A 16,838-nucleotide genomic window follows, 5' to 3' on the forward strand; every position below is an offset into this window, starting at 1 on the left:
AACATGCGTAGTCAGTCCGATCGACCCGTTCCGCTCGGTCCCGACTCACTCACCTGGAAGTACTTCGGCGACTGGCGGGGCATGCTGCAGGGCATCTGGGCAGGGTCGATGCAGAACATGCACCCAGGCCTCGGTGCCGGGGTGGAGCAGCATTCGACGTTCTTCGACGAGCGTTGGCAGCGTCTCTACCGATCCCTGTATCCCATCGGTGGGGTGGTGTTCGACGGAGACCGCGCCGAGCAGACCGCGCTCGAAGTGCGTGGCTATCACACGAACATCAAGGGAATCGACGCCAAGGGCCGCAAGTACCACGCCCTCGATCCCGACACCTTCTACTGGGCGCACGCCACCTTCTTCATGGGCACGGTGCTCACCGCCGACCACTTCATGGGCGGGCTGACCGAGGAACAGAAAGTGCAACTGTTCGACGAGCACGTGCAGTGGTACCGCCTGTACGGCATGAGCATGCGTCCGGTGCCCGCAACCTGGCCCGAGTTTCAGAAGTACTGGGACCACATGTGCCGAAACGTCCTGGAAGACAACATGGCTGCCCGCGGGGTGCTCGACCTCTCGAAGCTGGGACCACCGCCCTACGCGGCGTGGCTGCCGGAACGAGTGTGGGCGGTGCTGAGGCGTCCGGTCGCGGCGTTGTTCGTGTGGATCACCGTCGGGCTCTACGACCCGCCGGTGCGCGAGCTCCTCGGCTACCGCTGGTCCGCGCGGGACGCGCAACGGTTCGCGTTGTTCGGTAAGGCAGTGAACCTGCTGTTCGGGCTGGTGCCACCGCGCCTCCGCCTGCATCCGCGGGGGCGGGCCGGATGGGATCGCGCCCGGGGTCGGACTCCGGCGACATCACCGCTGGTGCACACGCCGGCCCGAAATCTGCCACCGGTCGAGCGCCGATCGGACCCGTCGCACTACAGCCCCAATGTTTAGATCGACGAGCTCCGGGTACAGCGGGGGGTATGTACAACGTCAGAACCGGAACCGGTAAGCCGCTCGTCCTCGTGCACGGGCTCGGGTCCTCGCACCGTAACTGGGATCCGATCGTCCCCGCCCTGGCCGCACATCGAGAGGTCATCGCCCTCGATCTGCCGGGATTCGGGCAGACCCCGCCGCTGCCCGAGGTCTCCATCGCCTCGCTCACCGACGCTCTGCGCACGTACCTCGACGACGAGGGCCTGTCCGACGCAGATCTCGTCGGCAGCTCGATGGGCGCACGCATGGTCGTCGAGCTCGGCCGCCGTGGTCACCGAGGGTCGATGGTGGCTCTCGATCCCGGTGGGTTCTGGAACGACCGCCAGGTCAAGATCTTCGGAGCCACGATCACCGCGTCGCTGGCCCTGATGAAGAACGTGCAGCCACTGGTGCCGTTCCTGGCCGGCAACCCGGTGACCAGAACGGCTGCGCTGGCTCAGTTCTCGGCTGCGCCGTGGAAGCTGCCGAGTGGATTGGTCGAGCGGGAGCTCAAAGGCTTCTCCACCAAGACATCACCCTCGCTGGACGCCGCCCGGAAAGCCTTGATCAACGGGCCCAAGCAGATCGGTGCGCCGAAGGGGACGTTGCAGGGGTCGCTGCTCATCGGCTGGGGTCGCCAGGACAAGGTGACGCTGCCCAGCCAGGCGAAGGTGGCGCTGGAGCGATTCCCCGACGCCACCCTGCACTGGTTCGAGAAATGCGGACACTTCCCGCACTGGGATCAGCCGACCGAGACAGCGCGGGTCATCCTGCGGGCGACCGGTCGCTAGCTCCCACGTGAGTGGAACTTCGTAGCCTGCTACGAAGTTCCACTCACGAGGCTCAGCCGTTCCACCACGGCCGCAGGGGAACGTTCGCCTGACCCTTCGGCCCGAGTTTGACCGCCAGAACCTGGTGCAGCTGAACCACATTGCGCTCGAATCCCAACCGGGAGCCGGCCATGTACAGGCCCCAGACGCGGGCTGTTCCCTCACCGGCCTCGGCGACGCACGCATCCCAGTTCTCGACGAGGTTCCGGCACCATCCGGCGAGGGTCAGCGCGTAGTGCTCACGTAGGTTCTCCTCGTGACGGACCTCGAGTCCGACGTCCTGGATCTCGGTGATGATGCGGCCCGAGCCGGTGAGCTCGCCGTCGGGAAAGACGTACCGGTCGATGAAGCTGCCGGCCTTGGCATGCGCACGATTGTCCGGACGGGTGATCGAGTGGTTGAGCAGCCGACCGCCGTCCCGCAGCTTGGACTGGATGAACGAGAAATACGACGGGTAGTTGTGCACGCCGATGTGCTCGGTCAGTCCGATCGAAGAGATGGCGTCGAAGTTGGTCTCGGCGACGTCGCGGTAGTCGGAGAAGCGCACCTCGGCCAACTCGGAGAGACCCTCGTCGGCGATGGCCTTCTGTGCCCACGACGCCTGCTCCTGAGAGAGCGTCACGCCGATGACCTTGACGCCCCTGCGCGCGGCGTAGCGCACCATCGAGCCCCAACCGCAGCCGATGTCGAGCAGACGATCACCCGGCTTCAGTCCGAGCTTGTCGAACACCAGACGGTACTTGTTCTCCTGCGCTGCTTCCAACGAGTGATCTGCGCTCTCGAACGCCGCACAGGTGTAGGTCATCGAGGGGCCGAGCACCATCTCGTAGAAGGCATTGGACACGTCGTAGTGGTGGTGGATCGCCTCTGCATCGCGAGTCTTGGAGTGGCGCAGACCTTCCGCGATGCGACGCCACCGCGGAATCGCCTCCTGAGGCGGGGGAGCGATGGGCCGCAACACATCCCAGCCGAGCGAACGGGCGATCGACGTCAGTGTCATCGCCGAGGGGCGACGGAAGTGCAGTTCGTCTCCCATCAGTGCCAGCAACTCGTAGGGATCGCCCGGATGAACGCCCGTTGCTTCCAGATCACCCGAGACGTACGCGCGCGCCATGCCGAGATCGCCGGGAGCGGTTGCGAGATAAGTGGTTCCGCGAGGGCTCTTGAGGTTGAGGCCGATTCTCGCGTCCTCGGGTCCTGCGGTGCTGCCGTCGTATGCGGTGAAACGCAGTGGGATGTTGCCGTCGGAGATCAGTTCCAGAATCTCGGAGATCTTGAGCTTCTGGGCACCGCTCACCGTGCGATTGCCGGAGTCCTTGAACGTCGTCATCTGCGTTGCACCGCCTTCGAGTACAAATCCAACAATCGGGATTCGGGATCGTATTTCTTCTTGAGCTGTGTGTATCTCTCGCCGCCGTACAGCACGGCGAATTCATCCTGGGTGTAGTAAGCATCCGAGTACAGCGATTTATGCCCGTCGAACTCGGTCACCTTCTTCTCGATGGCGCGGTTCGCGGCACCCTCGGGTTCGCCTGCAACGATCGGGACCGACGACCAGAAGCCGATGTTGACGTAGGTGCGTTTCGGTTCGAGTGGATACAGCGGCCACGGCCGGGCCGGATTCGCACCTGGCGCGGCAGGCTCGCGAAGGCGCAACGGGCACAACCACAACGGCTCGATCGGGATGTTGTCGAGGAACCACGCCACGAAGCCGGCGGTGTGTTCGATCGGAACCTCGACGTCCTGTACGACGCGTTCGCGTGGCGGATTTCCCTTGCGCTTCTCGAGTCGATCGGCAATGTCGTACTTGCGATCGAAGCCGATGAGCTTCCAGTAGAAACTACTGCGCCGGTACCTGCGTGGCCAGAAGCGTCGAATTCTCGGGTTCTGTGTTCCGAAGGCCCGGGAGCACCAGAACCAATCGGTGTCCCAGCGCCACAGGTAGTCGTGAACGGTGAGGCGGTCGGTCTTCGGTGTGTCCGACGCGTGCTGGATCGAGCGATAGAAGATGTCGGCACCGGTGTAGTCGCTGACCGGTCCCGGTTCGTCGGTCTGAACGCCGAGGGTGAGGTAGCTTTCGTCGGCGCTGAACACCACACCGTCGAGGTACTGAACCTCGATGCCGTCGTACTCGCGCTGTTCGACGATGGTGTCCATCGTGGACTGGAGGGTGTCGAGATCGTGAAATCTCAGGTGGCGCAACGCGACATACGGCAGCACGGGTTCGAGCTGAATCCGCAGTCGAGTGGAGTAGCCCAGGGTGCCGTACGAGTTGGGAAAGCCCCAGTAGAGATCCGAGTGTTCGCCCTCCGGTGTTGCGGTGACGATCTCGCCGCTGCCGGTGAGTACGTCGATCTCGAGCACCGATTCGTGGGGAAGTCCACTACGAAACGACGTCGACTCGATACCGAGTCCGGTGACGGCTCCACCGAGGGTGATCGTCTTGAGCTGCGGGACGACGAGGGGCGCGAGACCGTAGGGAAGCGTCGCGTCGACCAGGTCCTCGTACGTGCACATGCCGGCGACATCGGCTGTACGCGAGTCGGGATCGACGGAGATGACCTTGCTCAGGCCCGACACGTCGAGCCCCGGCGTGGTGGTGGTCGTCCTGGCCCGGAACAGGTTGGACGTCTTCTTCGCCAGACGCACCGTCGCATCGGTCGGAATCGCGCGGTAGCTGCGAAGCAGCTGCTCGACACCCGACCGGTGCGCTGCGTAACCGCTCTCCCTCGGTTCTGGCCGTCGTCCGAGGAGAGCATTCACTGAAGCCACATTCAGACGCTATATCTCGTACCGCACGGTATCCACCGGCATCGGCGTCCGACCGGTGAAACTTCACGCAACTGTTGCCGAATCCGGGTGAGGAATCGGAGTAAATCGGACAAATGGTTGCGGCATGCATGTGGTTTGCGCGTCCAGAATTGTTCTGTGAAGCGCATCACACATGAGTCGGCGCGATGTCGAACGTGGTCGCGGAGAGAGGCAGGATGGATAGACATCCCGTCCGCTAGAGAAGGAGTACGTCTTCGTGGCTCAGGTCAGTGCATCCAGTTCCGCCACCATCGCTGCCACACCGGATCGGGTGCTCGCCGCGCTCGCCGACTACGAGACGGTGCGCCCACGCATCCTGCCCGAGCAGTACCGCGACTACGAGGTGGTCCAGGGCGGGCAAGGAGACGGAACCGTGGCCACGTGGACCTTGCAGGCCACCGAGAAGCGAGTGCGCAACGTCGCCGCGACAGTCACCGTCGCCGGGTCGACCATCACCGAACGCGACGCCAATTCCTCCATGGTCACCACCTGGTCGGTCGCCCCGGAAGGCGCAGGCACCACGGTCACCACGACGACCGAATGGAAGGGTGCAGGTGGAATCGGCGGATTCTTCGAGAAGACCTTCGCACCTCTGGGACTGAAGAAGATCCAGGCCGCGACGCTGGAGAACCTGCGTCGCGAGTTGATCTAGACCCGCTCGAAGTCGGGAGCCTGGATGAGCGCCAGAGTCCCGACCACGACGGTGCGCATCGACCACAGGAACATCCCGTCGGGCCCACGGTCGACCGTGTCGTAGGCCCCGGGCAGGGTGTCGAGGTCGGTGCGCGCCGCGATCGCGTCGTCGTACTCACGATCGCGTCGGGCATCGTTGTAGACCATCTCCGCCAAGGCCAGAGCGTGCTCGACGACGGTGATGACGGCCCAGGTCGCTTGCTTCGGAGTGAGGTCGTAGCGCAGTCGGTAGCGCGTTTGGACGGCGTCGGCCATACGAAGAGCATCGATCGAGCTGGGAGTCAGGCCGATCAGATACTCCGCGATCCCGGGGTTGGAGTGAACCAACTCGCGCATCGCGGATGCGAGTGTCAGCAACGCGTCGTGCATCGATTCGTCGTCGGCGGGGAGTGGCGGGGACCAGCGGCGCAGAATCTCCTCCGCCACGAGGGCCTTGAGGGCGCAGAGATCGTCGATGTTGTTGTAGATCGCGACGATCGAGACGCCCAGGCTCTCGGCCACGGACTTCACCGTCACCTTGGGCAGAGTCAGCGCAATACCGGCCTCGGCCATGGTCTCGGGCGTCACCCGACGCTTGCGAGGGGACTGGCGTCCTTCGGGGGCCGCCGACTGATCCATTCCACGAGACTACGGGCGCTCAGTACTGACGGATGTTCAGGCGCGGGGCTCTAGAATCGCATCGTGTCCTTCTCGTCCGCACTACCCGCGACTGACGGTGATCGGACGCTGGTCGAACTGGCCAGGCAGACAATCGATTCATCGACGGATGCGGGACCTGATGAGGACGGCATCCACACGATGGGTGCGGCGGTGAGAGTGGCGGACGGCCGAACCTTCGCCGGGGTGAATCTCTATCACTTCACCGGTGGCCCGTGCGCAGAGACCGTCGCGCTTGCAGCGGCTCGGGCCGCCGGTGCGACCGAGCCGACTCACATCGTGGCGGTCGGTAACCACGGGCGCGGAGTGAAGAGCCCGTGCGGCAAGGATCGTCAGATCTTTGCCGACCTCTATCCCCTGATGCGCGTGATCATCGATTCGCCCGACGGCCTCGTCAGCGTTCTCGCCGGCGAACTCCTCCCCGCCGGATACGACCATCGCGCGGAGCAACGCTGATTCTCGTTACCGAGGGCGAACCGTCGTGCGGCATCGCCCGAAGGCACTGCGCTGAGTGTCCACTATTCGTCACCGCAGGCGCGATCCCGTGTCTGCCGCGAAATTGTAGACACTAAGGTCGGTATGTCGATTCGACGCGCAGTGAATCACAGCGATCCACGGTGCGGCTACGCTTGAGTCCGCTTCGACCCACGCGAGAGGACGGCACAGTGCAACCCGGTGAACAGCCCGACATGGCATCGATCCTGCAGCAGGCCCAGCAGATGCAGCAGCAGTTGATGGCGGCGCAGGCCGAGATCGCGGAAACCGAAGTGACCGGCCAGGCGGGCGGCGGACTCGTCGTTGCCACCATCAAGGGAACCGGTGAGGTGGTCGGCCTGACCATCGATCCGAAGGTCGTCGATCCCGACGACGTCGAGACTCTGCAGGATCTGGTGATCGGTGCGATCGCCGATGCGTCGAAGGCAGCTCAGAACGTAGCGAGCGAGAAGCTCGGCCCTCTCGCCGGTGGTCTCGGCGGCGGCTCACTCGGACTACCCGGCTTCTAGGCGAGAAGAGTGTACGAAGGTCCGGTTCAGGATCTGATCGACGAACTCGGCAAGTTCCCCGGGGTCGGTCCGAAAAGCGCTCAGCGCATAGCCTTTCACCTCCTCGGCGTCGAACCTCCCGAGGTGGACCGGTTGATGCGCGCGCTGCAGCGCATTCGTGACGGTGTGCAGTTCTGCGTCGTGTGCGGCACGGTCTCGGACAAGGAACTGTGCCGAATCTGCTCGGACTCGCGGCGTGACCGATCCATGATCTGCGTCGTCGAAGAGCCCAAAGATGTTCAGGCCGTGGAACGTACGCGAGAGTTCAAGGGCCGCTACCACGTGCTCGGTGGGGCGCTCGATCCATTGAACGGAGTGGGACCGGATCAGCTCCGCATCCGAGAATTGTTGACTCGCGTGGGAACGCAGGACGACGGTGTCGACGTCACCGAGGTCATCATCGCCACCGACCCCAACACCGAGGGCGAAGCAACGGCCACGTACCTGGTGCGCATGATGCGTGATTTCCCCGGCCTGGCCATTACCCGCCTCGCCTCGGGCCTGCCGATGGGCGGAGACCTCGAATTTGCCGATGAACTGACGCTGGGCCGCGCTCTGACCGGACGTCGGCGTATGTAGAGCGGCTTCGCCGCACGTGCACGAAACTTCGTAGCAGGGGTCGAATTTCTGCTCACGACCCGGAGTTATGCACAGCCTGTGGATGGATCCTGACGCGGTCATCGCAAACCGGCGATCCTGAGGTCTATGAAGACGAGACCAGCGGGTACCTGGCAACGAATATTGGACGAGCAGCACGGAATCATCACCACGAAGCAGATGTACGAGAACGGCGTCAACAAGGACTCGATCGATCACTGTGTGGAAACAGGTCAGTGGCTGAGGGTGTTTCGTGGAGTCATCTCGGTGACCAACGGGCCGCTGACTCGTGAGATGCAGCTGTCGGCAGCGTTGCTGTACGCGGGCCGCGGCGCACTGCTCAGCCACGCCAGTGCGGCCGAGGAATGGGGGTGGATTCAGCCTGGACCAGGCCCCATTCACGTCACTGTTCCCTACGGATGCTCGGCGACCAGCAGGCCACCGACGATGCGGCACGCGAAGCAGAACTTCACCTCGGAAAGCAATGAACAAATCCATCCCGGGGTCGTCGTCCATCGTTCCCGTGCCATGGGACACATCGGTGTCGAGACGAATCCGGCGCGGACGAGCATCGCCGACACCGTGCTAGACCTGGCCGTCGCAGAGTCATCGTCGAGGCTGGCGACGATCGCGTTGGTCTCGGCCATGTCCTCGGGTGGTGTGAACGTCGCAGCTATGACGCGCAAGATCGAAGCTCGGCGACCGATGCGTTACTCGAAGCCGATTCTGCACACCCTGGCGCTGATGCGCGACGGCGTCCATTCTGCACTCGAGCACCGCTACGTTCTCGACGTCGAGCAGGCGCACGGTCTTCCGGCCGGACAGCGACAAGCTCCGGTATTCGTCGACGGCCGAAAGCTTTTCGAGGACATTCGCTACGAGATCTGCGACCTCATTGTCAGGCTGGACGGCCAGGCCTTCCACTCGGTCAAGCAGCGTCGATTTCGCGATCGCCGACGTGACAATGCAGCGGAGCTACGGAATCTACCCCGCCTGGTATACGGGTGGCACGAAGTGACCCAGGACCCGTGCGGTGTGTACCGGGAGGTTCGTGAGGTGCTGGTCAGAGAGGGGTGGAACGACGCATCATTTCCGTGTGAACGGTGCGCCTTGTGAGTGCAAATTCGTAGTGGGCTACGAATTTTCGTTCACGTGCGGCGGAGCCGCTCCTCGCGCAATCGAGCCACCTCGGGCAACTCGAGTGGAGCGAGAGTCGTACCCAATGCGCGCTCCAGCAGATAGTCCGCCAACTCCGGGTTTCGGGCCAGTACCGGTCCGTGCATGTAGGTGCCGATCACGGACCCTTGCACGACGCCTTCGCGTCCGTCGCCGACACCGTTGCCCACACCGTGGGTGACCTTGGCCAAGGGGGATGCATCCAGGCCGAGAGTCGTTCCGCCGCGATGGTTCTCGAAGCCGGTGAGCTTCTGAGTGAGGCCGTCGAGTGCAGGCTCTGTGACGACCTCACCGATGGACCGAGTTGCCTGCGGTGCTGTGGTCACGTCGAACAGGGAGATACCGTCCACGCGTTCGCCGGCGGAGGTTTCGTACCAGTGACCGAGGACTTGGATCGCGGCACAGATCGCGAGCACCGGCACCCCGCGGGCAGCCGCGTTCTGCAGTCCCGGGTAACGGGTGAGGTGACGGGTCGCGAGGCGTTGGGCCGAATCCTCGGCTCCGCCAAGGGTGTACACGTCGAGTGAATCGGGAACCGGGTCGTTCAACGTGATCTGTACGACCTCGGCGTCGATGTCTCGCATCCGCAGTCGCTGTCGCAGAATGAGCGCGTTGCCGTTGTCGCCGTAGGTGCCCATCACGTCGGGCAGGACGAGGCCGATGCGAACGGTGGACTCAGACATCTTTCACCTCACGTGCCAGCGCTCGCCCGAGATCGCGGAACGCGGTGTAGTTGGCCAGCACTTCGACGCGTCCCGGTGGGCAGGACGCGATGGCCCGCAACGGATCTGCGATGGTGGTGTGCTGCGAACCGGCGTACAGCAGACGCACCCCGAGGTCGGTCGCGCGCTCACCGGCGGCCACGACGGCGACGTTCTCGAAGTGCTCGAAGCGGACGTCCCACAGCCACGACAGGTCTTCGCCGTCGGGTACCTGACCGTTGACGGCGATGACGAGACCGTCACAGGTGGGATCGATCATCGACAGTGCTTCCTGCCAGCCGGCGGGGTTCTTCGCGAGAAGCATTCGGACGGAATGCGATCCGTACTGGACGGTGGAGTAGCGCCCGGCCACCTCGTCGACGCTCGACGCGGCCGCGACCGCATCTTCCGCGCTCGCGCCCAGGGTCACTGCGGCGGCGACGGCTTGGGCTGCGTTGCCGCGGTTGGCTTTTCCGGGCAGAGACAGCTTCATCGGTAGGACGAGTCCATCGGGTCCGTAGAGATTCTCGTCGTCGAGCCACCAATCCGGCGTCGGACGCTTGAGGTCACTACCGGTGCTGTACCAATGCTCGCCGTCCCACACGATGGGTTCGCCGGTACGCGGGCAGCTGACCGAGTCGCCTGCCCATCCACCACCGGCCGCGACCCAGACGACGTTCGGTGCGTCGAACGCGGCGGAGGTGACGAGGACGTCGTCGCAGTTGGCGATGACGACGGTCTCGGGGTGCCGGGACAGGCCCGCGCGCAGTTTGCGTTCGATCATGTTGATCTCGCCCACACGGTCGAGCTGATCGCGACTGAGGTTGAGCAACACGATGGCCGCGGGATCGACGGCGTCGGACACATGGGGGACATGCAGTTCGTCGACCTCGAGAGCGGCCAGCTCGGCATCGAAATTGGCGTGCAGTGCGGCGACGATGCCGGCGTCCATGTTCGCGCCGTCGGCTTGGGTGGCGACGTCACCGAGGGTGGCCAGCGCCGCAGCCGTCATTCGGGTGGTGGTGGACTTGCCGTTGGTTCCGGTGACGATGACGGTGCGTCGACCTCGGCCCAGTCCGCCGAGGATGTCCGGGTCGATCTTGAGTGCGATCAATCCGCCGATCATCGATCCCTTGCCCCGGCCTGCCTTGCGGGACGCCCAGGTCGCCAGCTCCGCCGCACGCAGTGCCACGCGGCCACGCGCGCTGATACGTCTGCGCTCACCCACTTCAACCATCCGCCGAGTCTGGCACAGAAGAGCGTGCAGTTTCACGTCGGCGGTGGCTGCCCCGGGTCGTTCCGCGGGCTCCACTCCTGCCCCTCACACCGGTACTTTCTCCAGCACCTCGACAGGCCGCCGGACGGCCATACCCCAGAGACATCCCCCGATGACGACAACGCCACCGATCAGCGCGAGCACCGATGGGTTCTCGCCCAGGAAGATCCAGGCACCGGCGATGCCGACGACGGGAACGAGCAGCGAGAACGGCGCGACCAGTCCGGCAGGGTTGCGGCTCATCAGAATGCTCCACAGGCCGCTGCCGACGATCGTGGCAGGGATCACGATGTAGGCCAACGCAACCAGGCCGGGCCAACCCTGCGGGCCGAACGAAGCCGCCAACGCCTGCCAGCCGGTGCTCGGACCCTCGACCATCGCCGACAGCGCCAGCATCGGCACCGGCGGCACGACGGTCATCCACAGCATCAGCGTCATCGGCGATTCGGACTTCGCGAGCCGATTCCCCAGGTTGCCGAACGCCCAACCGAGTCCGGCGAGCAGGGTGAGGATCACCGGGAGCAAGGTGGCGTTCTGAGCGCGATCCCACCCGATCAGCACCATGCCGAGCACGGCGATTCCGATACCGATCGCTTGCCTGCGGGTGACGTGTTCGCGGAGCAGGATTGCGCCGAGAACGACCGTGAACGGCGCGGACGACTGCAGCACGAGCGACGCCAATCCGGTGGGCATACCGGCCGCCATCGCCGCGAACAGGAAGGCGAACTGGAGAAACCCGAACCCGAACCCGTAGAGCAGCAACCACTTCAGAGGCACCTTGGGGCGGGGAACGAACAGTACAACGGGGACGGCGATGACCAGGAACCGCAGCGCTGCGAAGAAGAACGGCGGGAAGTGATCGAGTCCGACGCGAATGGCGAGAAAGTTCAGTCCCCACAGCACGACGACGGTCAGTCCGAGGAGGCGGTCGCGGGTGCTCATGCCGTCCATCGTGACGGCGGCAAATGATCAGCACAATCGAATATATCCGCAGTAATAGTTAAGATTCACTATATGAACGTGGAGCGGCTCCGGATCCTCCGAGAACTGGCAGACCGGGGGACCGTCGCTGCCGTCGCCCAGGCGCTGTCCATGACGCCGTCGGCGGTGTCCCAGCAGCTCAAGCTGTTGGTCAAGGAGGCGGGGGTGACGCTCCTCGAACCTGACGGGCGTCGACTTCGGCTCACCGACGCCGGGCGCGCGTTGGTGCTCAGGACAGATGATGTGTTCGCCGCCCTCGCCCGCGCCGCGGCCGAGATGGATCGATACCGGGCGTCCCCGCGGGGACGCGTCCGAGTTGCGCTGTTCCCGTCCGGTGCCGCGCTGCTGCTGCCCGGGTTGCTGACGCGGTTGGCGAACTCGGACGTCGACATCGACGCCCGAGACGAGGACCTGCCCGCGTCCTCGGTGCCGGAACTGTTGGCGGACTACGACGTGGTGCTCACGCACCGCGACGACCGAGCGCCGACGACCGCGGGCCCGCGCATCGAGGTCACGACCCTGATGCGTGAGCCCATCGATCTGGTGTTGCCACCCGGTCATGTTCTCGCGCAACATGAATCGATAGACCTTCGGGATCTGGTCGACGAACGGTGGATCAGTGTTCGCGGCGGATTCCCGGTCGACGACGTACTGCTCTCGGTGGCCGCCGCCACCGGCGTCGAACCGCGAGTGATGCAGCGAGTGAACGACTTCCGCGTCACCGAGACGTTGGTGGCGGCCGGGCACGGCGTCGCGTTGATGCCGCGCTATGCCGTCGTCCATCCGGGTCTGGTACGCCGAGAACTGTCCGGTGTGCGGGCGGGTCGCATCTACGAGCTCGCAACGCGACCCGACGCCCATCGGCTGCCGGCGATCGCGGCTGTGCTCGACGCGTTCAGGGCCGAAGCGACGTTCAGGACAGGGCTTTGGCCTTCAGCGTCCTGAACTCGTCTTGGTCGATGGTTCCGTTGTCCAGCAACACCTTTGCGTGGGCGATCTCTTCCGACGCCGACCTCCCGGCCACTTCCTTGATGTACTCCTCCTGCTGGTCCTTGGCGTGCTGCAGGGCAGCAACTTGCCGCTTGGCCATGTTGCTGCCGTTCACGATGAGATAGACCAGCGCGGTCAGGAACGGCGCAACGATCAGAAAGAACACCCACAGGGCCTTGACGACCCCGGATGTCTTGTGGTCACGGAAAAGGTCTCCGATGATCGAGAACATGACCATCAGGTACGCGACGAACGCGAATCCGACGATGAGAAGCCAAAGAAAATCCCAGAAAGAGTCCATGGCGAAACTTCCATTCCCTCAAGGTGCCCCGACAGCAGAGTTATTGTCCCACGCGCAGTGTCGCCTCGATGCCGATAAACAGCGAAAAGCCGCCCATTCGCAAGGAATGGGCGGCTTTTCGTCGAGCAGGGGATTTATTTCAGCGCGCGGTTCACGGCCGAGACCACGGCGCGCAGTGACGCGGTGGTGATCGACGTCGCGATGCCGACGCCCCATACGGTGGTGGCCACACCGGACGGTGAGGTGACCGAGGCCTCGACGTAGGCCGCGGCCTGAGCGTCGTCGCCGGCGGACATGGCGTGCTCGGAGTAGTCGAGGACGCTGACGTCGTAGCCGATGGTCGACAGCGCATCGACGAACGAGGCGAGTGGACCGTTGCCGGATCCGGAGATCTCCTGCTCGACGCCGTCGACCTTGACCGTTGCGGTGATCGTGTCGGTTCCGCCGTCGACCTCGGCAGCCTGCACCGACTGCTTGATGCGCTCGAGCGGACGGATCGGCGTCAGGTACTCCTCGGCGAAGACGTCCCACATCTCCTTGGGTGAGACCTCGCCGCCCTCACCGTCGGTGATGCGTTGGACGGCCTGGGAGAACTCGATCTGCAGTCGACGCGGCAGGTTCAGTCCGTGATCGGACTTCATGATGTACGCGACGCCGCCCTTGCCGGACTGCGAATTGACACGGATGACGGCCTCGTAGGTGCGACCGACGTCCTTGGGGTCGACGGGCAGGTACGGAACCTGCCAGGTGACGTCACCGATGTCCGAACCCAGTTCGTCCGCAGTGACCTTCATCGCGTCCAGGCCCTTGTTGATGGCGTCCTGGTGGCTGCCGGAGAACGCGGTGTAGACCAGGTCGCCGCCGTAGGGGTGGCGCTCGGCGACGGGAAGTTGGTTGCAGTACTCCACCGTTCGACGGACCTCGTCGATGTTGGAGAAGTCGATCTGCGGATCGACGCCGCGGGTGAACAGGTTCAGGCCCAGCGTCACCAGGCAGACGTTGCCGGTGCGCTCACCGTTGCCGAACAGGCAGCCCTCGATGCGGTCTGCGCCGGCCTGGTAGCCGAGTTCGGCTGCGGCGACACCGGTTCCGCGGTCGTTGTGCGGGTGCAGCGACAGCACGATGCTGTCGCGACGGTCGAGGTTGCGGCTCATCCACTCGATCGAGTCGGCGTAGACGTTGGGTGTCGCCATCTCGACGGTGGCAGGCAGATTCAGGATCAGTGGCTTGTCGGGGGTGGGATCGATGATCGCGGTGACCGCGTCGCACACCTCTTTGGCGTAGGCGAGTTCGGTGCCGGTGTAGGACTCGGGGGAGTACTCGTAGCGCCAGTCGGTATCGGGGAACTTGGCTGCTTCTTCGAGCACCTTGCGGGCACCGTCGGTGGCGATCTTCTTGATGACGTCACGCTCGGCACGGAACACCACGCGGCGCTGCAGGATCGACGTCGAATTGTAGAAGTGAACGATGACGCTGCGCGCGCCCTCGCATGCGACGAACGTGCGCTCGATCAGCTCGGGACGGCACTGCGTGAGTACCTGGATGGTGACGTCGTCGGGGATCGCGCCGTCCTCGATGATCTCGCGGACGAAGTCGAAGTCGGTCTGACTGGCAGACGGGAAGCCGACCTCGATCTGCTTGTAGCCCATGCGCACCAGCAGGTCGAACATGCGGCGCTTGCGGGCCGGGCTCATCGGATCGATCAGCGCCTGGTTGCCGTCGCGCAGATCGACTGCGCACCACTGCGGCGTCCGGTCGATGATCTTGTCCGGCCACGTGCGGTCGGGGAGGGTGATGGGCTCCACTTCCTCGGCGAACGGCCGATAACGGAAGGTGGGCATCGAGGAGTTCTTCTGGGTGTTCCAGGCGGGCTGGTCGCTGGGAGCGGGCCGCGAGGGCGGGGTGATGGTGCGAGATCCCGAGGTGAATGCGTCGGCTGGTGACATGGTCTTCGTCTCTCCGTACAGATCAGAGCAATGTGTTCGACCGGCGCAACGAACCCCGCGACGGGAAGCCAGTCTGGTCTCAGACCCCGTCGCGGCTGTTAAGAAGGAGAGCTCGCAGCATGGGCTGAGTGTACTACCGCCTGCCGACGGCCTACCCCAGGGTTGACGAGTGGAATTCTGTGACCGCCGCGTCGAGTCGACGTTGCCAACGTTCGATGTCATCCGTTCGTCCGACGTCGGTCATCGTCCAGCAGTGCGCGAGGAGTTCGTATCCGAGCCGATCGACCTCGGCATGTTGCGACCACACCCGATGCGTCCAGGTTCGATCGTTGTGCGCGGCCTCGGCCCCGGCCAGAGCGGACCCGACGAGCTCGAACTGGACGTCGCGCCGCATGGCGAGAGCTGCCGGCGCGGCCACGTCCTCGGTCCGCAACACCGTCAGCAGATGCGTGCCGAGCGTCAGAACTCGGCCGTCGGACCACAGCAATGTGCGACGGAATGCCCCGGGGAGCAGCAGCCACAGCGCCGCGAATGCGAAGGCCACGCCCACCGTCGTCTCCACGATCCGGTCGACGACGATGTCCTCCAGCACAGCCCCCGGATGCGTCAGTGTGCCCATCAGCAGAGCGAGCGGGGTGATGAACGTGACGGCCAACCCGTAGTTCCGCGCCACCGACACCTCGATCGCGAACTGCAGCACCATCAACACCAAAATGACGGCCAGGCCGGTCAGCGGTGACAGATAGATAGCCGAGAACAGGGCAACGCCGGCAAGGGTTCCGCCGAGCCGCTGCAGTCCCCGGTAGGTGCCGTGCACCCGATCGGGACCCTGCTGCAGCACCAGGACGGCACCGAGGATCGCCCAGTCCGGTCGGCTCAGGCCCAGTGCGACGCTGACCCCGCCCGCGGCCGCTGCCGCGCAGAACACGCGCACGGCCGTGGACGCCGCATGAGAATCCCGATGCAGCGAGCGCCGCAATCGATACCCGAGGCCGGGCCGAGCCAGCGGCAGCTGATCGGATACGAAGTCGACCGCCCGATCCGGATCCGCCCGCACGGCCGTTGTCGCAGCGAAGGCCCGGTGCGCGTCGAACAATCTTTGAACCAGCGCCGGCCTCGACGACAACCGTGCGGCACCCGCGTCGTACACGGCAGCCCAGGCCGCGTGCAGACGCGCCGCCGCCGCATGACGATCGGCGGCAGACGCCGTCGGCGAACTCGTGTATCTCTCGATCGCGCCCACCGCGGCTCCGACGGCCTCGCGCTCGGGTCCTCGTGGATCCCACAGCACTCCGGACATCGACACCACCAGCGCCGACGCGACACCGACAGCCGCACACACCGCTCCGTGAGCGGCGCTGACGCCGGCTCCGGGAATGTACGACGACACCGCGCACACCAGGACGAAGAAGAACGCCCCCGGCGGTCCCAGTCGCAGCGCGGCGATGACGTAGACCGCGACGAGAGCGAGGAGCGAGAGCAGGGTCACCGGGATCATCCGCGCCCATCCGGTGCTTCCGAGATCGAGCTCCATCTGCCCGGCCGTCGCGCCGAGCCACACCGATGCCACCAGGGCGCCGCCCGCGGTCAGGACGACCCACCATCGTGAACGGTAGGGACGGCCCTCGCCGTAGATGACGGCGAAACTGCCCGAGACCACCAGTAAGGCCTCGGTATGGAACCCGAGAACCCACGCCGCGATCGCGGGGACGCCGAACGCCAGAGCCGAGCGCAGTCCACCCGGCCAGCGACGCCCGACGGCGGGGAGCCCGAAGAGCACCCGCAGACCTCGAGGGGGTGGCGGCGGGCGATGCTCGGGAAGGGTCACCCGACAATGTTAGGACAGGCGTATCCGCAGGCGAGCCCCCCTAAAGTCCCA

General features: G+C 64.9%; 17 protein-coding genes. 8 read left to right on the top strand and 9 right to left on the bottom strand.

Annotation, left to right across the window (positions count from 1 at the left end):
• Positions 1-3 precede the first annotated feature (3 nt).
• Positions 4-936: an oxygenase MpaB family protein gene (locus CH296_RS12515; protein WP_094682080.1), complete on the top strand. Its 933-nt coding sequence runs from the start codon at positions 4-6 to the stop codon at positions 934-936.
• A 29-nt stretch (positions 937-965) separates the two neighbouring features.
• Positions 966-1,748, top strand: a complete 783-nt coding sequence (locus CH296_RS12520; protein ID WP_094684900.1) for an alpha/beta fold hydrolase — start codon at positions 966-968, stop codon at positions 1,746-1,748.
• Between the two features lie 52 nt (positions 1,749-1,800).
• Here CH296_RS12520 and CH296_RS12525 read toward each other — a convergent pair whose 3' ends face one another.
• Both CH296_RS12525 and CH296_RS12530 read right to left on the bottom strand, forming a co-directional pair.
• A complete protein-coding gene (locus CH296_RS12525) occupies positions 1,801-3,117 on the bottom strand; it encodes a class I SAM-dependent methyltransferase (protein ID WP_094684901.1) in 1,317 nt (438 codons plus the stop codon).
• Positions 3,114-4,559, bottom strand: coding sequence for an FAD-binding oxidoreductase (locus CH296_RS12530; protein ID WP_176459423.1), 1,446 nt, complete (start codon positions 4,557-4,559; stop codon positions 3,114-3,116). Before CH296_RS12530 ends, CH296_RS12525 begins: the two co-directional genes overlap by 4 nt.
• A 256-nt stretch (positions 4,560-4,815) precedes the next feature.
• On the opposite strand from CH296_RS12530, the gene CH296_RS12535 reads away from it, so the two are divergent.
• A complete protein-coding gene (locus CH296_RS12535) occupies positions 4,816-5,250 on the top strand; it encodes an SRPBCC family protein (protein WP_032395571.1) in 435 nt (144 codons plus the stop codon).
• Here CH296_RS12535 and CH296_RS12540 read toward each other — a convergent pair.
• Complete coding sequence (locus CH296_RS12540) at positions 5,247-5,909, bottom strand: hypothetical protein (RefSeq protein WP_256980435.1); 663 nt, start codon at positions 5,907-5,909, stop codon at positions 5,247-5,249. The genes CH296_RS12535 and CH296_RS12540 overlap by 4 nt on opposite strands.
• 63 nt (positions 5,910-5,972) lie before the next feature.
• Between CH296_RS12540 and CH296_RS12545 the strand changes: the two genes are divergently transcribed.
• The 4 genes from CH296_RS12545 (at position 5,973) to CH296_RS12560 (ending at position 8,704) form a co-directional block, all read left to right on the top strand.
• Positions 5,973-6,404: a hypothetical protein gene (locus CH296_RS12545; protein WP_218828365.1), complete on the top strand. Its 432-nt coding sequence runs from the start codon at positions 5,973-5,975 to the stop codon at positions 6,402-6,404.
• A gap of 209 nt (positions 6,405-6,613) precedes the next feature.
• Complete coding sequence (locus CH296_RS12550; RefSeq protein ID WP_094684902.1) at positions 6,614-6,952, top strand: YbaB/EbfC family nucleoid-associated protein; 339 nt, start codon at positions 6,614-6,616, stop codon at positions 6,950-6,952.
• A gap of 9 nt (positions 6,953-6,961) precedes the next feature.
• Positions 6,962-7,570 carry a recombination mediator RecR gene (gene recR, locus CH296_RS12555; RefSeq protein ID WP_045198346.1) on the top strand — a complete coding sequence of 203 codons (609 nt, stop codon included), beginning with the start codon at positions 6,962-6,964 and terminating at the stop codon, positions 7,568-7,570.
• A 126-nt stretch (positions 7,571-7,696) separates the two neighbouring features.
• Positions 7,697-8,704, top strand: coding sequence for a type IV toxin-antitoxin system AbiEi family antitoxin domain-containing protein (locus CH296_RS12560; protein ID WP_094632145.1), 1,008 nt, complete (start codon positions 7,697-7,699; stop codon positions 8,702-8,704).
• A 32-nt stretch (positions 8,705-8,736) separates the two neighbouring features.
• Here CH296_RS12560 and CH296_RS12565 read toward each other — a convergent pair whose 3' ends face one another.
• From CH296_RS12565 to CH296_RS12575, 3 genes are all read right to left on the bottom strand, one after another.
• Positions 8,737-9,447, bottom strand: a complete 711-nt coding sequence (locus tag CH296_RS12565; RefSeq protein ID WP_094632147.1) for a type 1 glutamine amidotransferase — start codon at positions 9,445-9,447, stop codon at positions 8,737-8,739.
• Positions 9,440-10,702 carry a Mur ligase family protein gene (locus CH296_RS12570; protein WP_094684968.1) on the bottom strand — a complete coding sequence of 421 codons (1,263 nt, stop codon included), beginning with the start codon at positions 10,700-10,702 and terminating at the stop codon, positions 9,440-9,442. The genes CH296_RS12565 and CH296_RS12570 overlap by 8 nt, the downstream gene beginning before the upstream one ends.
• Positions 10,703-10,786: 84 nt before the next feature.
• The gene (locus tag CH296_RS12575; protein WP_045200837.1) at positions 10,787-11,683 is read right to left on the bottom strand and encodes an EamA family transporter; all 897 of its coding nucleotides are present in this window, start codon (positions 11,681-11,683) and stop codon (positions 10,787-10,789) included.
• A gap of 72 nt (positions 11,684-11,755) precedes the next feature.
• On the opposite strand from CH296_RS12575, the gene CH296_RS12580 reads away from it, so the two are divergent.
• A complete protein-coding gene (locus CH296_RS12580) occupies positions 11,756-12,667 on the top strand; it encodes a LysR family transcriptional regulator (RefSeq protein WP_094646635.1) in 912 nt (303 codons plus the stop codon).
• Here the strand turns inward: CH296_RS12580 and CH296_RS12585 are convergent.
• From CH296_RS12585 to CH296_RS12595, 3 genes are all read right to left on the bottom strand, one after another.
• A complete protein-coding gene (locus tag CH296_RS12585) occupies positions 12,636-13,013 on the bottom strand; it encodes an SHOCT domain-containing protein (protein ID WP_032395289.1) in 378 nt (125 codons plus the stop codon). The two genes, CH296_RS12580 and CH296_RS12585, sit on opposite strands and share 32 nt — an antisense overlap.
• A gap of 134 nt (positions 13,014-13,147) precedes the next feature.
• Complete coding sequence (gene leuA, locus CH296_RS12590) at positions 13,148-14,959, bottom strand: 2-isopropylmalate synthase (RefSeq protein WP_032395288.1); 1,812 nt, start codon at positions 14,957-14,959, stop codon at positions 13,148-13,150.
• A gap of 151 nt (positions 14,960-15,110) precedes the next feature.
• Positions 15,111-16,787, bottom strand: a complete 1,677-nt coding sequence (locus CH296_RS12595) for an FUSC family protein (protein ID WP_143546358.1) — start codon at positions 16,785-16,787, stop codon at positions 15,111-15,113.
• Between the last annotated feature and the right edge of the window lie 51 nt (positions 16,788-16,838).

Origin of the sequence: Rhodococcus sp. 14-2496-1d (assembly GCF_002259365.1) — a bacterium.
Lineage (GTDB): Bacteria > Actinomycetota > Actinomycetes > Mycobacteriales > Mycobacteriaceae > Rhodococcoides.

Bases quoted from the DNA above. Each gene is read 5' to 3' on its own strand.
- leuA (WP_032395288.1), bottom strand. From the start codon at position 14,959: ATGTCACCAGCCGACGCATTCACCTCGGGATCTCGCACCATCACCCCG.
- CH296_RS12540 (WP_256980435.1), bottom strand. From the start codon at position 5,909: ATGGATCAGTCGGCGGCCCCCGAAGGACGCCAGTCCCCTCGCAAGCGT.
- CH296_RS12520 (WP_094684900.1), top strand. From the start codon at position 966: ATGTACAACGTCAGAACCGGAACCGGTAAGCCGCTCGTCCTCGTGCAC.
- CH296_RS12565 (WP_094632147.1), bottom strand. From the start codon at position 9,447: ATGTCTGAGTCCACCGTTCGCATCGGCCTCGTCCTGCCCGACGTGATG.
- CH296_RS12560 (WP_094632145.1), top strand. From the start codon at position 7,697: ATGAAGACGAGACCAGCGGGTACCTGGCAACGAATATTGGACGAGCAG.
- CH296_RS12515 (WP_094682080.1), top strand. From the start codon at position 4: ATGCGTAGTCAGTCCGATCGACCCGTTCCGCTCGGTCCCGACTCACTC.
- CH296_RS12580 (WP_094646635.1), top strand. From the start codon at position 11,756: ATGAACGTGGAGCGGCTCCGGATCCTCCGAGAACTGGCAGACCGGGGG.
- CH296_RS12525 (WP_094684901.1), bottom strand. From the start codon at position 3,117: ATGACGACGTTCAAGGACTCCGGCAATCGCACGGTGAGCGGTGCCCAG.
- CH296_RS12585 (WP_032395289.1), bottom strand. From the start codon at position 13,013: ATGGACTCTTTCTGGGATTTTCTTTGGCTTCTCATCGTCGGATTCGCG.
- CH296_RS12575 (WP_045200837.1), bottom strand. From the start codon at position 11,683: ATGAGCACCCGCGACCGCCTCCTCGGACTGACCGTCGTCGTGCTGTGG.
- CH296_RS12570 (WP_094684968.1), bottom strand. From the start codon at position 10,702: ATGGTTGAAGTGGGTGAGCGCAGACGTATCAGCGCGCGTGGCCGCGTG.